General features: G+C 72.1%; 9 protein-coding genes and 1 CRISPR repeat array. Of the genes, 1 reads left to right on the plus strand and 8 read right to left on the minus strand.

The window, feature by feature from the left end; all coding sequences use genetic code 11:
- Positions 1–18: 18 nt before the first annotated feature.
- From csb2 to WME85_RS02385, 7 genes are all read right to left on the minus strand, one after another.
- Positions 19–1,692: a type I-G CRISPR-associated protein Csb2 gene (csb2, locus tag WME85_RS02355; protein ID WP_437842229.1), complete on the minus strand. Its 1,674-nt coding sequence runs from the start codon at positions 1,690–1,692 to the stop codon at positions 19–21.
- On the minus strand, positions 1,692–2,663 hold the full coding sequence (gene cas7g, locus WME85_RS02360) for a type I-G CRISPR-associated RAMP protein Csb1/Cas7g (protein WP_437834927.1): 972 nt from the start codon (positions 2,661–2,663) through the stop codon (positions 1,692–1,694). The genes csb2 and cas7g overlap by 1 nt, the downstream gene beginning before the upstream one ends.
- Positions 2,664–2,665: 2 nt before the next feature.
- The gene (gene cas8g1 / locus WME85_RS02365) at positions 2,666–4,915 is read right to left on the minus strand and encodes a type I-G CRISPR-associated protein Cas8g1/Csx17 (protein WP_437834929.1); all 2,250 of its coding nucleotides are present in this window, start codon (positions 4,913–4,915) and stop codon (positions 2,666–2,668) included.
- The gene (cas3g, locus tag WME85_RS02370; RefSeq protein ID WP_437834931.1) at positions 4,912–7,554 is read right to left on the minus strand and encodes a type I-G CRISPR-associated helicase/endonuclease Cas3g; all 2,643 of its coding nucleotides are present in this window, start codon (positions 7,552–7,554) and stop codon (positions 4,912–4,914) included. Before cas3g ends, cas8g1 begins: the two co-directional genes overlap by 4 nt.
- Positions 7,555–7,662: 108 nt before the next feature.
- On the minus strand, positions 7,663–8,619 hold the full coding sequence (locus tag WME85_RS02375; protein WP_437834933.1) for a hypothetical protein: 957 nt from the start codon (positions 8,617–8,619) through the stop codon (positions 7,663–7,665).
- Complete coding sequence (locus WME85_RS02380) at positions 8,616–9,767, minus strand: hypothetical protein (RefSeq protein WP_437834935.1); 1,152 nt, start codon at positions 9,765–9,767, stop codon at positions 8,616–8,618. The genes WME85_RS02375 and WME85_RS02380 overlap by 4 nt, the downstream gene beginning before the upstream one ends.
- A 332-nt stretch (positions 9,768–10,099) precedes the next feature.
- Positions 10,100–10,915 (minus strand): hypothetical protein, encoded by an 816-nt coding sequence (locus WME85_RS02385; RefSeq protein WP_437834937.1) that lies wholly within the window; start codon positions 10,913–10,915, stop codon positions 10,100–10,102.
- Between the two features lie 77 nt (positions 10,916–10,992).
- On the opposite strand from WME85_RS02385, the gene WME85_RS02390 reads away from it, so the two are divergent.
- Positions 10,993–11,274, plus strand: a complete 282-nt coding sequence (locus tag WME85_RS02390) for a hypothetical protein (RefSeq protein WP_437834938.1) — start codon at positions 10,993–10,995, stop codon at positions 11,272–11,274.
- 351 nt (positions 11,275–11,625) lie between these two features.
- Positions 11,626–12,098: a CRISPR direct-repeat array (repeat unit 36 nt; unit sequence CTCTCCGCCGCTGAAAGGCGGCGGCCCCATTGAAGC).
- A 223-nt stretch (positions 12,099–12,321) separates the two neighbouring features.
- Here WME85_RS02390 and WME85_RS02395 read toward each other — a convergent pair.
- Complete coding sequence (locus tag WME85_RS02395) at positions 12,322–13,779, minus strand: SAVED domain-containing protein (protein ID WP_437834940.1); 1,458 nt, start codon at positions 13,777–13,779, stop codon at positions 12,322–12,324.
- Positions 13,780–14,043 lie beyond the last annotated feature (264 nt).

Raw genomic sequence — 14,043 nt, forward strand, 5'->3', positions numbered from 1 at the left:
GAGATCCGGGGCGGCGGATCACGGCGCTGGGGTCATCGCGCCCAGGCCGAAGTGGGAGGCATAGCCGAGGGCGATCGGGCCGCGGACGGGTTCAGCGAAGGTGAGGCGCAGGCCGAGGCTCGTGGGGACGGGAGGGCGCTGCTCGGGCTTGAGCAGGCGCACGTTGCGGAAAAGGCGCCAGTGCGTGGCGAGGCGCTCTTCCGGCCGCGGAGCACCCTCCCCGGACCCCTCGACGCGGACCTCACCCGGGTGACGGCGGCTCCACAGCTCCCAGAAATCGCTCGCGGCGCAGTAGTCGCCTCCGTCGAGCTCCACCTCGATGCGCTCGGCGCGTGGCAGGTCGCGGGATGCGAGCTCGGCCTGGACCTGGCCCTCCAGCGAGTTCGCTCCCTGCCTCTTCAGGTGCCGCGGAGGCACGAAGGGCAGCACGCTCTTCCAGACCTTCGCCGCCCTGACGTACGGCACCGCCTGCTCGAAGTCCTCCCGCGTGCCGACACCCACCAGCGTGATGAACGTGCACATGTCCTTCGTGTAGAACTTTCGCACACTGGAGAGCGCTTCGCGCGCGCGCTCGTCGAGCGTCATCGCTGCATGCACGAGCACGTGATCGATATGGTCCGCTCGGTCGAGCGATGCTGGCAGGAGCCACGCGTGCCCGTGGCCTCTGAGCGGCTCTGCGTGGGCGTCCTTTCCGGTCAGGCAGGGAGACGGCCCGAGGCCATCGCCGCGGTCGGAGTGTCGGATGAGCGCCGCGTGCAGCACCTCCATGCGGAGCAGGCCGTCGATGAGGAGCGGCAGAACCTCACCCCGCGCGGTGTCGGATGCGAGCGCGAGCAGCGCGGTATCCTCCCGTGATCCGCGGCGGTGGGCAGCCCGTGTCGCTCTCACCGGCGCCTGTGCCAGGGCATCGCGGGCGCGCCAGTACGACAGCCACCGGCTGCCGGGCGGCTGACTCCACCCGTCTCGCTGGAGCTCGCTGGTGTCCTTGAGGAGCGCCGCGAGGAGGTCCGCCGGGTAGAGCGCGTCGAGCTTCGCGGCCTCCCTGGAAGCCACGGTCTTCTTCGGCGCCTTGGCGCCCCGCCGCGCCGGCCCTTCCGGCTCTGCCCCGCCCGGCCCGCCCACGCGCTCTCTTCGAAATGCTGCGTACGCCGCCGCGTCCAGCGGCGCGAGCAGCGCAATGCGCTCGTGACCCGGCCCGGGGGCACACTCCGACGCGCGGCACGGAGCCAGGTCCTCCGGCAGGACCTCCGTGACCTCGGCGGCTACCCAGGACTCGGCGCGTCCCAGGTAACTCAAGCGCTCTGCGAGCGCCTCGAAGAGCGCTCGCTCCGCCGCCGTCGGCTCGACCTCCCACGTGACGCCGAGCACCGCGCCGTCGCCGCGTCCGACGAACGCGAACGCGTCGAGCACCTTCGCCGTGGCGTTCTTGTGGACGGGCATGTAATGGCGCGTATGACCGGTAGATGCCGGCGGAAGGTGGTAGACGGGCGGCGACGCTGCCAGCCGCTCGATCAGCGACCGTCCTTCCGGCGGCACCGCCGTCCAGCCGAGCCGGGCGAACCCGGTCGCGAGGAACGCACGGCAGAGGCGCCATGGGCTCGGCGGCCACTCGATCTCCCCCTCGTTGACGTGCCGGCCCCAGGGGGTCGCGTGATACGAGCCGGCCAGGAACCGAATCGCTAGCCGCAGCATCACGAAGAGAACGTGACGGTCGTCGGAGCGCCAGCGCCCGCGAACAGGTCCTTGCACGCCGCGATGGCCGAGGGCAGCTCCGCCCGGAGCGCGGCCGCGGGCGGCACGACGAAGGGCTCGGGGCGGACCACGCGCAGCGGCCCCTGGGGCGCGAGATCGCACGCCGTACGCAGGCGCAGGTCGCCTTCGAGCAGCGCCGCGATCTTGTAGAGCGCGAGCAGCGTGAGCAGCCGCTCCGCCGCCACGCCGAGGCCGTAGCCGCGGATCTGGTGCAGATCGAGGTTGAAGAACGCCATGATGCGCCTCGCGGTGTACTCGTCGCGGTGGAACGGCACGTTGCCGAAGCCCTTGCCCGTATCGCCGCTCGGGTTCACTCCATCGTTCTTCACGCCACCCGAGGCGGCCACGCGCACGTCCTCCGCCTCGATGAACGAGGACAGCGCGCGCTCGATGCGCAACCGTCCGCCCACGAGGTCGGGCTTCGCGAGGAAGAGGCCGTGAAGCAGCGTGCTCGCGTCGTAGCGAAACACGATGGCCGCGAGCTTCCTGCGATCGATCGGCCCCTCCGCAAGGGGCGCGGTCTCGTCCTTCAGCCGGTTGAAGAACGACCTGTCCTTGCTCTCCAGGATGTAAGGCGAATTGAGCCGGTGCGCTTCCGTGATCGAGCTCGTGAGGTAGCTCTTGTCCTGGCGGAGCACGCGCACGTACGACAGCCCCTTGAGCTCGGGAACCAGGTCCTGCGCGGCCCGATCCCAGCACACCGCTTCGAGCCGGTTGGCCATGCTCTGCGCACTCTCGACGAGCAGCCGTTGGCCGCCGCTCACGGGATCTTCGAAGAGGCTCGCGCCCAGGTCCGGGAAGCCGGTCGGCTGAAAGCGGACCCCTTGCACGGGTCGCAGCTCCTGCTCGAGCAGCAGGCGAGAGGGGTACGGGGTGCGATCGGGGAGCAGGGCGCTGAGATCAATGGGCATGATCACTCCGACAGGGCAGGCGCCGCGGGAGGCGGCGTGGACGGCGTGTCCTTGACGGCAGGACCGGCCGGCTTGCAGACCAGAACGAGGAGCGTCGCGAGATCCTCGGGCGCGACGGGGATGGCGAGCGTCGCGGCGAGGCGCCGCGCGAGATCGGCGGAGCCCGCGACGAGGCGCAGCTTCGGGCGCGCGCCAGCTGCGGTCAGCGTGCGCACCGCTGCAGCCCCTGCGTCGTGCAGGCGGCCCGCGACGAGCAAGCGCAGCGGCGCCGGATCGAGCCGTGGGGCAAGCGGGGCCAGGTCGCCCGCCGCTCCATCGCGGCCGGAAGCAGGCAGGGGTTTCACCGCGTCGGGCGTGTAGGCCAGCCGGAACAGCGCGTGCAGCGCCGACGGGCGCTCGGCGCGAGGCGCACGCGACGGCCGCGGCGCACGCCGCCAGTCGACCGCCATCAGGGCGCGCGACAGCCCGGCGACGCGCGCCTCGTCCACTGCGCCGTCCAGGAACAGCGCGATGTCGTCCAGGGGCGCGTACGCGCGGCCGCGCAGGGGGAAGGAGCGCGCCCCGTGGAGGGGGGCCTCGATCATGCGGCGCAGCGCCACGGCCGCGAGATCGTCGGCGAGATCGCGGCCGGCCCAGACGACGCGCGGGTCGCGCACGAGGCCGTCGGCACCGAACGCGAGGCGGCGGAAGCCGGAGCGCGGATCCAGCGGGAGGCAATGCGCTCGGATCGGGCCGATCTCGTCCGTGCCGGCGCGCTCCGCCGGACCTGTTTGCGACGCGATGGCGGCGGCGAGGCGCAGCTCGGCGGAGCCGTCGTCGGCCGCGCTCCACCACGCGGGCGACAGCAGCGGAAGCGGACCGAGCCAGGGCGCTGCCGCCGCCACCTTCGGCCGAGAGATGAGCGCCGCCTCAGCCTCGGCCAGCCCGAGGAGCAGCCGTTGCCAGCGCTCGGGAGATCCATCGCGGCACACCGCGAGCATCGCCGCCTCCACGCGACGGAGTGCGCGGCCGAGCGCCGCGGGCGCGTTGTCGCCCTGGCCCAAGCTGCGCAGGCCCTCGACCCAGGGGTCGATCTCGTCGAGCAGCCGTGAGCGCGACGAGGCTACGCCGCGATCACCCGCCTCGACCGCCCAGCGACCGAGCGGCACCGCGAGGTTCGCCTGCCCGTTGCGCTCGATGTATCCGAACCGGACGAACTCGCTCACGCCGCGGGCGGCACCGAGGCTGGCCACCGCGCGCGCCGCGTCGATGGCGTGGCCCGCCTGCCGCTTGTTCGCGCTGGCGACGAGTCGCCCCTCGGCGAAGAGCGCGCGCACCTCGGCGAGCGTCGCTGCGCCGCCCCAGAGCGGCATCCACTGCTCACCGCGCTGGTTGCCCTCGTCGGCGGCGCACGCGCTGGCGTAGCCGCCGGCGCGCGCGCGCACCGCGAATGGCGCGGCCGCCTGCACCAGGCCCGCGCTCTCGAGCCGCCGCACCGCCGCGACGGGCAGGAGCAGCGCCCCTTCGAGCAGCAGGACGAAGTCCCACGGGTTCACGAGCGACTCGCCCATGGTGCCCGAAGTCTGGTTCGGACCGCCGGCGTTCCCCGGCAAGAACTGGCCGACAGCGCGCCGCTCCAGCCCAGGTGCCGGCTCGCCGAAGAGCGCGGCCGCGAGCAGCGGGCGCGCCCCCGGGCGCGCGGCCCCGGTCGCCGGATCGAAGAGCTCGACCAGGCGCTGCATGCGGTTGTTGGTGAAGTCGAGCCGGCCGTCGTTGCCGCCCGTGCCGAGCAGCGCGGGGTACTTCGCGGCGTCGCCGGCCAGGACGACGGCGGCGTCGAGCCACGCGAGCATGGCCTCGGGCCACGCGCGCCGGCAGGCGCGGAGCATCTCGAGCTTCTCCTCGCCCTTCGGGCTCTCGCTGCGCGCAGCCACGATCGCACGTCCCGTGGCGACAGCCTCGCGGTAGGCGGCGAAGCGGTCCGCCGCCGAGGACGAGAGCGGCTCGATACCGTCCTTCGAGTCCTTCGGGTAGAAGCCGCTGCCGCCATTCCACGGCGCGATGATCGGCGACGGCGCGTATGCTTCCAGGAAGAAGCGCGCGAGGCCGTCCCGATCGAGCGACGTCACGAGCTCGAACCGCCCGCTGTTCCAGCGGGCCCGCGCCCCGCGGTCGGCCTGGCTCGCGACGGCGCGGAGGACGCCGAGCGCCTTGAGGTAGCCGGCGATCGGCTCGGGGGTGCACCCGGCGAGGTGGTGCAGGTGGAGGCTCATGAGGTCGCATCCATCGAGGCGCGCACGTCGGCCGCGCGGAGCAGCGCCTCCAGGTAGGCGAGCGTGAACGGGCCCCACGCCTCTAGCAGCCCGGCGACGCGCTCGCCCCAGGAGGCGCCGAACCGCGCGCCGACGCCGAGCGCGGCGGGCTCGAGGGACAGCGTGAGCGACGGCACCGGGGCGTCGCCTTCCACAGCGGCGAGATCGAACGGGCCGAGCGCGTCGTCCTCGCACACGCCGTGGATGCCGCCGTGGCCCGCGGCCTGGTCGAGCGGCGTGGTCGTCCACGCGGTGCGCACCTTGCCGTGGTGCGCGCAGACGAGGAAGGCGACAAGGTTGAGCTCCTCGTCGGAGAGCGCGGCGAGCTCGCGCGCGAGCGGATGGCTTCCGTCGATGGGGTCCTCCGGCGGCGCCGCGGGCGGCGGCTCGCCCAGCGCGGCGAGGAGCTCCGCGCTGCCTCCGAGCAGCGCCGCGTGCAGCGGGGCCGCGCGGCGGAGCAACGCGAGCAGGGCGAGCGCGCTCGCGAGCTCGTGCCGGAAGCCCGGCCGCGCCGGGTAGCCTTTGCCGGTCCACGCCTCACCGGGCGCCTTGGCGAGGTCTCGTCGCTGGCCGATCTCGCCGGCCTTCGCGCGCGCGTCCTGCGCGATCGCCTCCTGGAACACCTCGTGCGCCTTGCCCGCGTCGTGCCAGCGCGCGGCGAGATCGAGCAGCGCCGCGGTCCTCGCGGGCAGACCGAGGGCGTCCGCGATGTCGCGCAGCGCCTGCGCAGTCTCGCGGCCGTGCGTGGCGATGCTCTTCCAGGCAGCCCGCGAGAGGCTGTCGTCCTCGGCGGCCTCGGCGCTGCGATCGAGCCGCAGGGCCGCGCCGTCGGCCGGCTCCGCGGGCGGGGGGAAGGGCGCAACCTCCGCGCTCGCCTTCGGGTTCCAGCCGAGATCCGCGCTGTACCCGCCCGCGGACGAGGGCAGGAGGAGCGTGCTCCCCGGCGGGATGCGCTCGACGTCCTCGACCCTGCGGTAGGCGCCGATCACGTAGTCGAGCGCGAACACGGGGCGGCCGCCGCGATCGGCGCGCGCGAAGTCGCGCAGATCGCGGACCGGGACGGGGCAGAGCTCGGCGCGGTGCACCCGGCCGATCTGCTCGCGGGACACGCTCTTGCTCTGCGGCTCGACGTGCCGCCAGAAGACGCGGACGTCGCGGTCGTCCCCGCTCCGGATGTACCGGCCGACGTCGAGATCGCTGCCGGTGAGGTCGGGCGTCGTATCGAACAGCTCGTCGATATCGCGGCGGCGGAGGACGTGCGCCGGCGCATGGCGGTAGAGCCGGCCGAGCAGGTCCGGCGCGCACGTCTGCTCAAAGGCGTCGATGGCGCGGGGTGAGGCGTCTCCGGCGCTCCGGGCGAGCGCCGCGGTCGCCTCGGCGGCGGCGTCGAGCTCGGCCTCGGCGTACGGCGCGGCGGTCTTCGTCTTGCCGAGCACGAGGATGGCGCCGGACTCGCCTTCGTAGCGTGCGCAGCGCCCGAACCGCTGCACGAGGCTCGACCAGGGCGCGAGGTCGGTGATCAGCAGGCGCGCCGAGATGTCGACGCCCGCCTCCACAACCTGCGTGGCGACGACGATGCGCCCCTCGCCGGGCAGCGCCTCGGGCCGGCTCGCGGCGCGGCTCAGGAAGTCGCGGCTCCACTGCGCCCGTTCCGCGCCGCGGAAGCGGCTGTGCACGAGCTTGAGCTCCGGCGCGCCGGGGCGTCGGACACGTGTCTTTCCTTTGCGCTCGTGACATCGCTCGTCGAGCGCCTGGAAGAGGTCGACGGCGCGCTGCACCTGGTTGACGACGACGAGCGAGAGCGTGCCTGGTTGGTGCAGATCGAGCGCGAGCTTCGCGACGTCGGTCTCGGCGGCGGCGTCGCGGAGCTCGATGGACTTGCGGACGTCCCAGAGGCCTCCTTGGCGCTCCGCCGCGGGGATGCGCACGGCCTGCTCGTCGAGGGCGGGGACCTGCGCGTCGAAGTCGACGGTCCTGAGCCACCCGGGCTGGAGCGTGGCGCTCATCCACCATGCGACCGCGGGCCGCAGCCGCAGCCTCCGTCGCGCGGCCGCGTCGTGATCTCGGAACGCGGCGAGCTGGGCGCTCGTGGCGAGCCCGACGTCCATGAGCTGGATCTCGTCGAGCACCCAGAGCGCGTCCTGGCTCACGAGGCCGAACGTCATCGGCCACCGCGCGCGGCCGGTGCCGTAGCCGCGGTTCATGGCGCGCGAGAGCAACATGTCCTGAGTTCCGAGCAGGATGGCCGGCTGCTCGGGGGAGAGCTCCCAGCGCTGGGCCTCGACGCCGCCCATGAGGACGTGCACGGAGACAGGCAATCCCGAGCGCTCGAGCCAGGCCGCGACGGCGGCCTCCGTCTGCTCGACGAGCGTGCGCATCGGAAAGCAGAAGACGAGGCGCGTGGGCCAGCCGAGATCGCGGCGGAGCACGCGATGGTAGAGCCAGGGCAGCACCACGCCTGCCGTCTTGCCGAACCCGGTCGGGATGCGCAGGAGCCGGTGCGCGCAGCCTGCCGCTTCGCCGAGCGCGCGCTGCCAGCCGTGGGGCGAGAAGCCGGCGACGGTCTGGAACCAGGCTGCGTAGGGCGGCGGAGAGCTCACGTGGGGACGTTCCAGGTGCCGGAGGCGCGAGGACGGGCGTCTGTCGGCCAGAGCAGCTTTACAGATGCGCGAGTGGTTGGGAAGCGTGTGATGGGCGCCGGCTGTAGCTCAGCCGCGCTGTCTGGAGCGCTCGAGCGCTGCGTGCAGGATCGGCAGGGTCCGGAGATCTTGAGGACGAGCGGCTTTCTTTTTGACCTCGATCAACCCCTCGAGGGAGAGGACACGAATCGAATGTCGCGGCGTCTCCAGCGTGACGGTCTGGTTGACGAGCGCGTCGTAGGTGGTCTCGTCATCGTGCATGCTCAGGGTGCCGAGGACGTCCAGCGGGCCGAACTTCGTGAGCAAGAGCTTGGGGCCATGCGTCAGCAGGTGCGATTCGGTGGGAACGATGCGGCGGCCTGCGAGATCGCGGAAGCGGGCCTCGAGGACCGATAGTGCATCCAGCAGCCGGCGGATGTTCCGGGGATCGCGCGAGTACAGGATGTCGAGGTCCTTGGTGTTCCAGTCTGCGCCTTGCAGGCTTGCGGCGACGCCCCCGATGACGATGAACTCGACCTCGTGATCCTCGAGGACGTCGAGGATGCGACCGAACGGGACACCCGCGTACGACTCGATCATCTCAAGCCTTTCTCTCGGCGTCATGTCCAGGACCCAGTCGATCAGGGTCAGGTCGACACCCTCCTCGTTGTAGGCGGCGGTGGCCAGCGCGGCGGCCTCTTCGGCGGCCAGCGATTCCTCCAGCTCCGCGTAGATCGCGTCCGAGGCCGCGAGCGCTTCGTCCAGATCGGCGGCGTCTCCCTGGATGAGGCAGGCAGGGCTGTGCTCGATGCGCTGACCGGTCCAGCGCCCGGTGGCCACGATGACGCCGTCCCTCAGGATGTCGACGCGTTGTCCATCGACGTGAGCGGTGTACCCGGTGCCCGGCATGACGGTACGAGCATACCGCGGCAGAGCCGCGGGGTCATCCCCGCCGAGCAGGCGCAGCGGACGCCATGCCGACTGGCAGGTTGAGCCGGACGGGCTGGTGTGTCCAAGGTCGCACGATGCGCTCTGCGCCGTCGTCATCGGTTCAACGTGTCAGAGGGGTGAACGTTGATTGCGTCGAGCTGTCCGAAATTGTCATCCATGGCCGCGGTTCTGCTCGTACAGGGGTACTTCACGGGAGCCGAGGGCCTGGTTGAGTGGCCGGCGCGATCGCGGCGGCGGGAGGACGAGAGGCGGAGATCAGGGGGATCCGGCGGGGAGCTGCCGTCAGCTTGCCGCCGGATCTGCGAGCCATTCGGCGAGCGCGCCCGCGAGGAGCTCCAGGAGGACGTCGTCGAGGCGCGATCGCGGCGGCGGGAGGACGAGAGGCGGAGATCAGGGGGATCCGGCGGGGAGCTGCCGTCAGCTTGCCGCCGGATCCGCGAGCCATTCGGCGAGCGCGCCCGCGAGGAGCTCCAGGAGGACGTCGTCGAGGCGAGCCGGTCGAGCCGTTCGGCCAGCACGGAGCGCTCCCTATCGGCGAGGGGCCGGCCGAGCTTCTTCTCGAACTGCCTCGCCCGTGTCCCGATCTGTCCTTCCCTGAGGCCCTCCTTGAGGCCTTCCTGCAGCGCCTCCTTGCGGGCCTCGTCCCTGAGGGACTGCTTGAGCTGCTCGAACCACTGCTGAACTTCCGTCACGAGCTCCTCCTCTTCTTCCGTGTCCGGCGCCGCGTAGGCCGAGGCCTCGTGCGGGATCTCGAAGAGCAAGCGCACCAGCCAGGGCAGGGCGATGCTTCTCTCCAAGGCGTCGTCGGGCAGGGCGGCGAGCTCGCGGATGGCGTCGCGGAGCACGGCGCGGGCGCCGAGCAGGCGGAGGACAAGCGTCTCGCGGGTGCATGGCAGCTCGGAGATGACGACGAGGTCGACGCGCCAGGCGGGGGCGGTGCGGTAGAGGCCTGGGCGGCCGGGGACCGGCGCGAAGCCGAACGCGTCGAGGACGGTGGCGGGGCGGCCGATGCTGAGGAGGCACAGCCGCGGCAAGGGCAGCTCGCCGCCGGCGCGGCGCTCGAGCTCGTGGTGCCAGTGGAGCTGCTTGCGGACGCAGCCGCGGAGCTCGCCCGGGCCGGGGGTGTCGTGGAAAACCTCGAACTGGCATGGCTCTGCCGCGAGCTCGCCGAGCAGGCCGAGCTCGGCGCGCAAGGCCGCGCGGGTCGGGTCGGGCACGTACCGGATATCGAATCTGCTGCGCATCGATAGGGCAGGCAACATGGGAGCTATCGAGCGTTTCAGCAAGACAATCGAGGCGCGCCGTGTGCGGTTTGTGTGAAACGAAGAAGAGCGCGTCCAGGTAAGCGGAGGAGCCGGAGCCGGACCAGCGTATTACGCGCATGGCATCGATGTCGTGCCGGTATCGTCATGACAGCGCTGCCCGCCGCCGGTGGTGGCTGCCGGCGACGCGCGGTGCTGTGCCGTGCTGCTGAGGCAGGACGGCAGCGGCGGCGGTAGCTGCGGCGCGTGATTCGATGAATGGCGGGTAGAGCAGGAAGCAGGAGAGCTGTCGTGGACGCGATGCGCTCGTGCGCTCAGCGCCCCTTGCGTCCGGCGGCTGGAACGGGGGCGCCGGTGAGGAAGGCGCCGGGCTCGGTCCGAGGCTCGGCGACCTCGCCGTCGCTCTCGTCCTCGGCCTCTTCCTCGTCCTCGGCCTCCTCGCCGGCTGGCTCTTCGGCTGCGGCGGCCTTGGAGCTTGTACGGCGGAAGCCGAGCTCACGGAGGACCCTGCGGTCCTTGATGGCGGTCTGGACGATGGTGCTCCACTCCAGGTACCAGTCCCAGAGCTGCTGTTCTGCCTTCTCGAAGTCCTCATCGGTGGCGGCAGCGGGCGGGACGTCGGCGATGGACTCGAGCTTTCCGGCGCGGGCGAGGAGCTGCTTCGCCTCGTCGATGACGGCCTTGGTGAGTCCGCGTTTGGCGAGGATCTTGCGGGCCTCGTCGCCCTCGGCGTCGGGGCCGCCCTTTTCCTTGGACCTTGCGAGGCTCTCCCAGCGTTCGACGAAGGTGCTGACCGAGACGAGGACGGCCGCGCCTTCGGTCTGGGCGAGGTTGCGGAACAGGAACGCGTGCGCCTGTGGCGCGTGGCGCTTGAGGGTCGCGGACGCGATGGGGAACCACTTGTTCTCCCAGGCGTCGATCTCGTTGATCAAGCCGGTGTCCGTGGCGGCTGCGGTGGCGACGAAGCCGAGGCGTGTGCGCGTGACGCGCTGGAGCAGGCGCCATCCCTCGGAGAGATCATCATCGGAGAAGCCGTGCGCGACGAGCGCGGCGGCGACCTTGTTCTTGCGGAGTCCCATGAGCAGCAGGAGCACGCGCTCTGCCTTCTGACCTATCGTGAGCTTGGCCATGATCCACCTCCCACCGTGGTGGGCTATCAGGGACGTGGTGGGCTGTCGATGCATCGAGTGCGTCCGGAGCGTGCTCCGTGGGCGTGTTTCCCAAGGGCGGCGCAGGGGCCCCCCGGGGCGGGAGCGGCGCCCCGGGGGCGGGCGGAGGACGCCGGGGGTCGAGGGGAGGGAGCCCCGGCGCGGGCGGTGCGGCGCCGGGGCCGGCGGGCGGGATCCCCGAGGCGGCGGGCGCGGCCCCCGGCTCGGAGGGCGAGCGCCCCGCGGGGGACGACGCCGGCGAGGCGGGGGGTGAGTCGGGCGAGCCGGGGGACGAGAGTGGCGAGGTGGGGGGCGAGGAGGCAGAGGCGGGGGCGACGTGAAATGAGGCGGGGGGCGCGACCGGCGAGGCGGGGGCGACGTGAAATGAGGCGGGGGAGTGAGCGGGGGACGTGGGGTCTGTGGCGGCAAAGCAGCCGGGAGAACGGAATGGCTGGGCGAGGGGAGGAGGGAGCGTGGTAGAAGAAGGCGGGAGCACCGGCTGCGAGCGGTGGAGTGACGCGGAAAAGCCGGGGGGCGCTCGCAAGGCCGGCAGGTGTTTGAAAAGACGAAGGAATTCGAGATGGCCGGGGGCGCGCGGAGCGGCCCCCGGCGGCCGGTGCGAGGGGTGGGACGGGGACCTCTCGCAAACCGGGTTGCAAGTGTGCGAAATGTCAGGTAGGCCTGGAAAGCCTCTCTCCGCCGCTGAAAGGCGGTGGCCCCATTGAAGCGCGCTGTATCCGCGTTGACGCGATGCCCTCTCCGGACTCTCCGCCGCTGAAAGGCGGCGGCCCCATTGAAGCGACAACCGGCAGGAGGTCGACGCGGTCGGGGGCGGCCTCTCCGCCGCTGAAAGGCGGCGGCCCCATTGAAGCTCGTACAGCCGCAGTTCCGTCTCGGTCTTGGGATGACTCTCCGCCGCTGAAAGGCGGCGGCCCCATTGAAGCTGACAATGCACTTGGTGGCGCCTTGACCGGCGCAGTAGGAGCTCTCCGCCGCTGAAAGGCGGCGGCCCCATTGAAGCGTGTCGTCGACGCGCCATCGTGTGATCGTGTTCGGGACTCTCCGCCGCTGAAAGGCGGCGGCCCCATTGAAGCGTAGATGGCGTGATGCGCGGCCGGCGCGGCGGCGTCTCTCCGCCGCTGAAAGGCGGCGGCCCCCGCGACCAGGGCCTGCTGGCGCCCAACTGCCGATGACGTGGGGAGGATATCAGCCGTGCGCGCGCCCTCCGATCAAGGGGCTGCTCCTCGCGCTCAAGGAGCGCGGTGAGCCGTGGAGTATCGTGCTCCAGCGATGCGAGGAAGCATGGAAGCCGCGCGGAGCACACCGGAAGCGGGCGGCTGAGCTGCAAGAATACCGGAGAAGGCGCGCCGGCTCCTTTGTCCCCCGGATCAGCCCTGGATGAGAAACGCCGGCGCGTAGCCCGGGCTCAGATCCTCGTAGAGCTGGGTGCTGGGGAGCCGGTTCCAGAGATGCCCCAGGAGCAGCGCTCCGCCGGCCGGGCCTGACAGGAACAGGTGGACCCGGCGCGCCCCGGTCGCGCGCACCTGATCGAGCACCACCTGCCTCACCGCGAGCGCCCATCCCATCGCCGCCGCAGCGTCCGGGATCGCCGTCCGGCTCGGGGCAGGGGAGGTTGCGATCGCGACGAAGCGCCCCACCGGGAGCACACTGTCCTGCAGGTAAGCGAGCACGTCCTCCGAGAGGTCGTTGGTCACGCTGAGCCCCACCGCCAGCTCGTCGCCCGCCCCGAGCTCCACGGGCGAGGTGACGTCGACAGCGAGTCCGCCGGGCGCCTCGCTGACGTCGCTGCCCCAGCGCTGGCCGCCCTGCACGCACCCCACCCGGACGTTGCGCGTGTCGCCGAACGCGACGCCGGCCGCGAACCACGCCGGTAGCCGCATGTGGCCGCGCACGAGCACCCGGTCGAAGCCGAGCGCGCGGACATGCCGCTCGGCGGCCTCCAGCTCCGGAAGCAGACGCGCGTTCCAGTGGCTCGGATCGCGAAGCTGCCGGCGCGCGCGGGGATGATCCCCCTCGAAGAGATCCACCCAGTCGAGGCTGACCGTCACGCCGGCCGCCCAGGGATCGCGATCGATCCCCTGCACCACCACCGTCGCCTGCCGCGCCTCGCCGCGCAAGCCGCGGCGCGCGATCTCCGCGACCAGCGCCTGCCGGTCCACCTCGCGCCGACCCTCGGTCACCCATGCGTGAATGGCCTGCGCCCCTTGCTCGACCGCGAGCGCATCGCTCCGGAGCCCCACGGCGGCCATGCGGTCCGACACGCTCGTGGCAAGGCCCATCCACCCGGCCTGGCCGGTGAGGAGGACGAGGTGATCGAGCATGTCGAGCAGCTCCGCCTGCGCGACGCCGAGATGATTCGCCCAGCGCTCGAGCCCGCGTGCGGCATCGGCGCTCAGCCTGCCCCCGCGGAGCCTCGGGCCGAGGGTGCCGGTGCGCCCGTCCTGCAAGGCCAGCACCGGATCGGAGACGTCGAGCGGGCGATTCGTATAAAGGCCCATGGGAGGCCGCCGCCCATCTCGCGTCAGCAGCTGCCAGCTGTCCCAGAACCGCTGCAACGGGCTCTTGCCGTTCCTCGTCGCCGGCGTGAGCCACCAGGCCTGGTCGATCGGGTGGCGGCCATCCACCGAGTACTTCACCTGGTAGTGCTCGTCCGGTGCCGTCCGGCGACGCACCACCACGTCGTCCACATTGCCCGCGCCCTCCGCCTCGACCGCGACTCCGGTGACGTCCTCCGCGGGATTCAGCGCCCGCAAGGCGTGATACCAGGCGAAGAGGTGCTGGTAGTCGTGTCCCTGGAGCGCGGCTCCAGCAGCGCTGAGGCTCATCTCGTCGTGCCCTCGGGCGATCTCGCGGCCAGCCCAGATTGCTACGGAGCAAGCGTGGCGGCAAGCGCGTGATCCCGCCATGTCCTCGCGCCCTCCCGGCGTGCACCGTGGAACTGACGCGCTGCGCCGGCCGACCTCCGTGGCTGCCCCGCCGTCTCGTGCTCCGCCCCTTCGATCCGCTGCCGGGCCCGCGTGCCGTCCGTGACACAAGCAACACCGGGTGCATCTACGTCCAGAGCACCGCCCGCTGGTGCCAGCGGACGC

This window comes from Sorangium sp. So ce1153 (genome assembly GCF_051521595.1).
Lineage (GTDB): Bacteria > Myxococcota_A > Polyangia > Polyangiales > Polyangiaceae > Sorangium.

Excerpts from the sequence above, each read along its gene's own strand:
- cas7g (WP_437834927.1), bottom strand. The coding sequence starts at position 2,663 with ATGCCCATTGATCTCAGCGCCCTGCTCCCCGATCGCACCCCGTACCCC.
- WME85_RS02385 (WP_437834937.1), bottom strand. The coding sequence starts at position 10,915 with ATGGCCAAGCTCACGATAGGTCAGAAGGCAGAGCGCGTGCTCCTGCTG.
- WME85_RS02380 (WP_437834935.1), bottom strand. The coding sequence starts at position 9,767 with ATGCGCAGCAGATTCGATATCCGGTACGTGCCCGACCCGACCCGCGCG.
- csb2 (WP_437842229.1), bottom strand. The coding sequence starts at position 1,692 with ATGCTGCGGCTAGCGATTCGGTTCCTGGCCGGCTCGTATCACGCGACC.
- WME85_RS02375 (WP_437834933.1), bottom strand. The coding sequence starts at position 8,619 with ATGACGACGGCGCAGAGCGCATCGTGCGACCTTGGACACACCAGCCCG.
- cas8g1 (WP_437834929.1), bottom strand. The coding sequence starts at position 4,915 with ATGAGCCTCCACCTGCACCACCTCGCCGGGTGCACCCCCGAGCCGATC.
- WME85_RS02395 (WP_437834940.1), bottom strand. The coding sequence starts at position 13,779 with ATGAGCCTCAGCGCTGCTGGAGCCGCGCTCCAGGGACACGACTACCAG.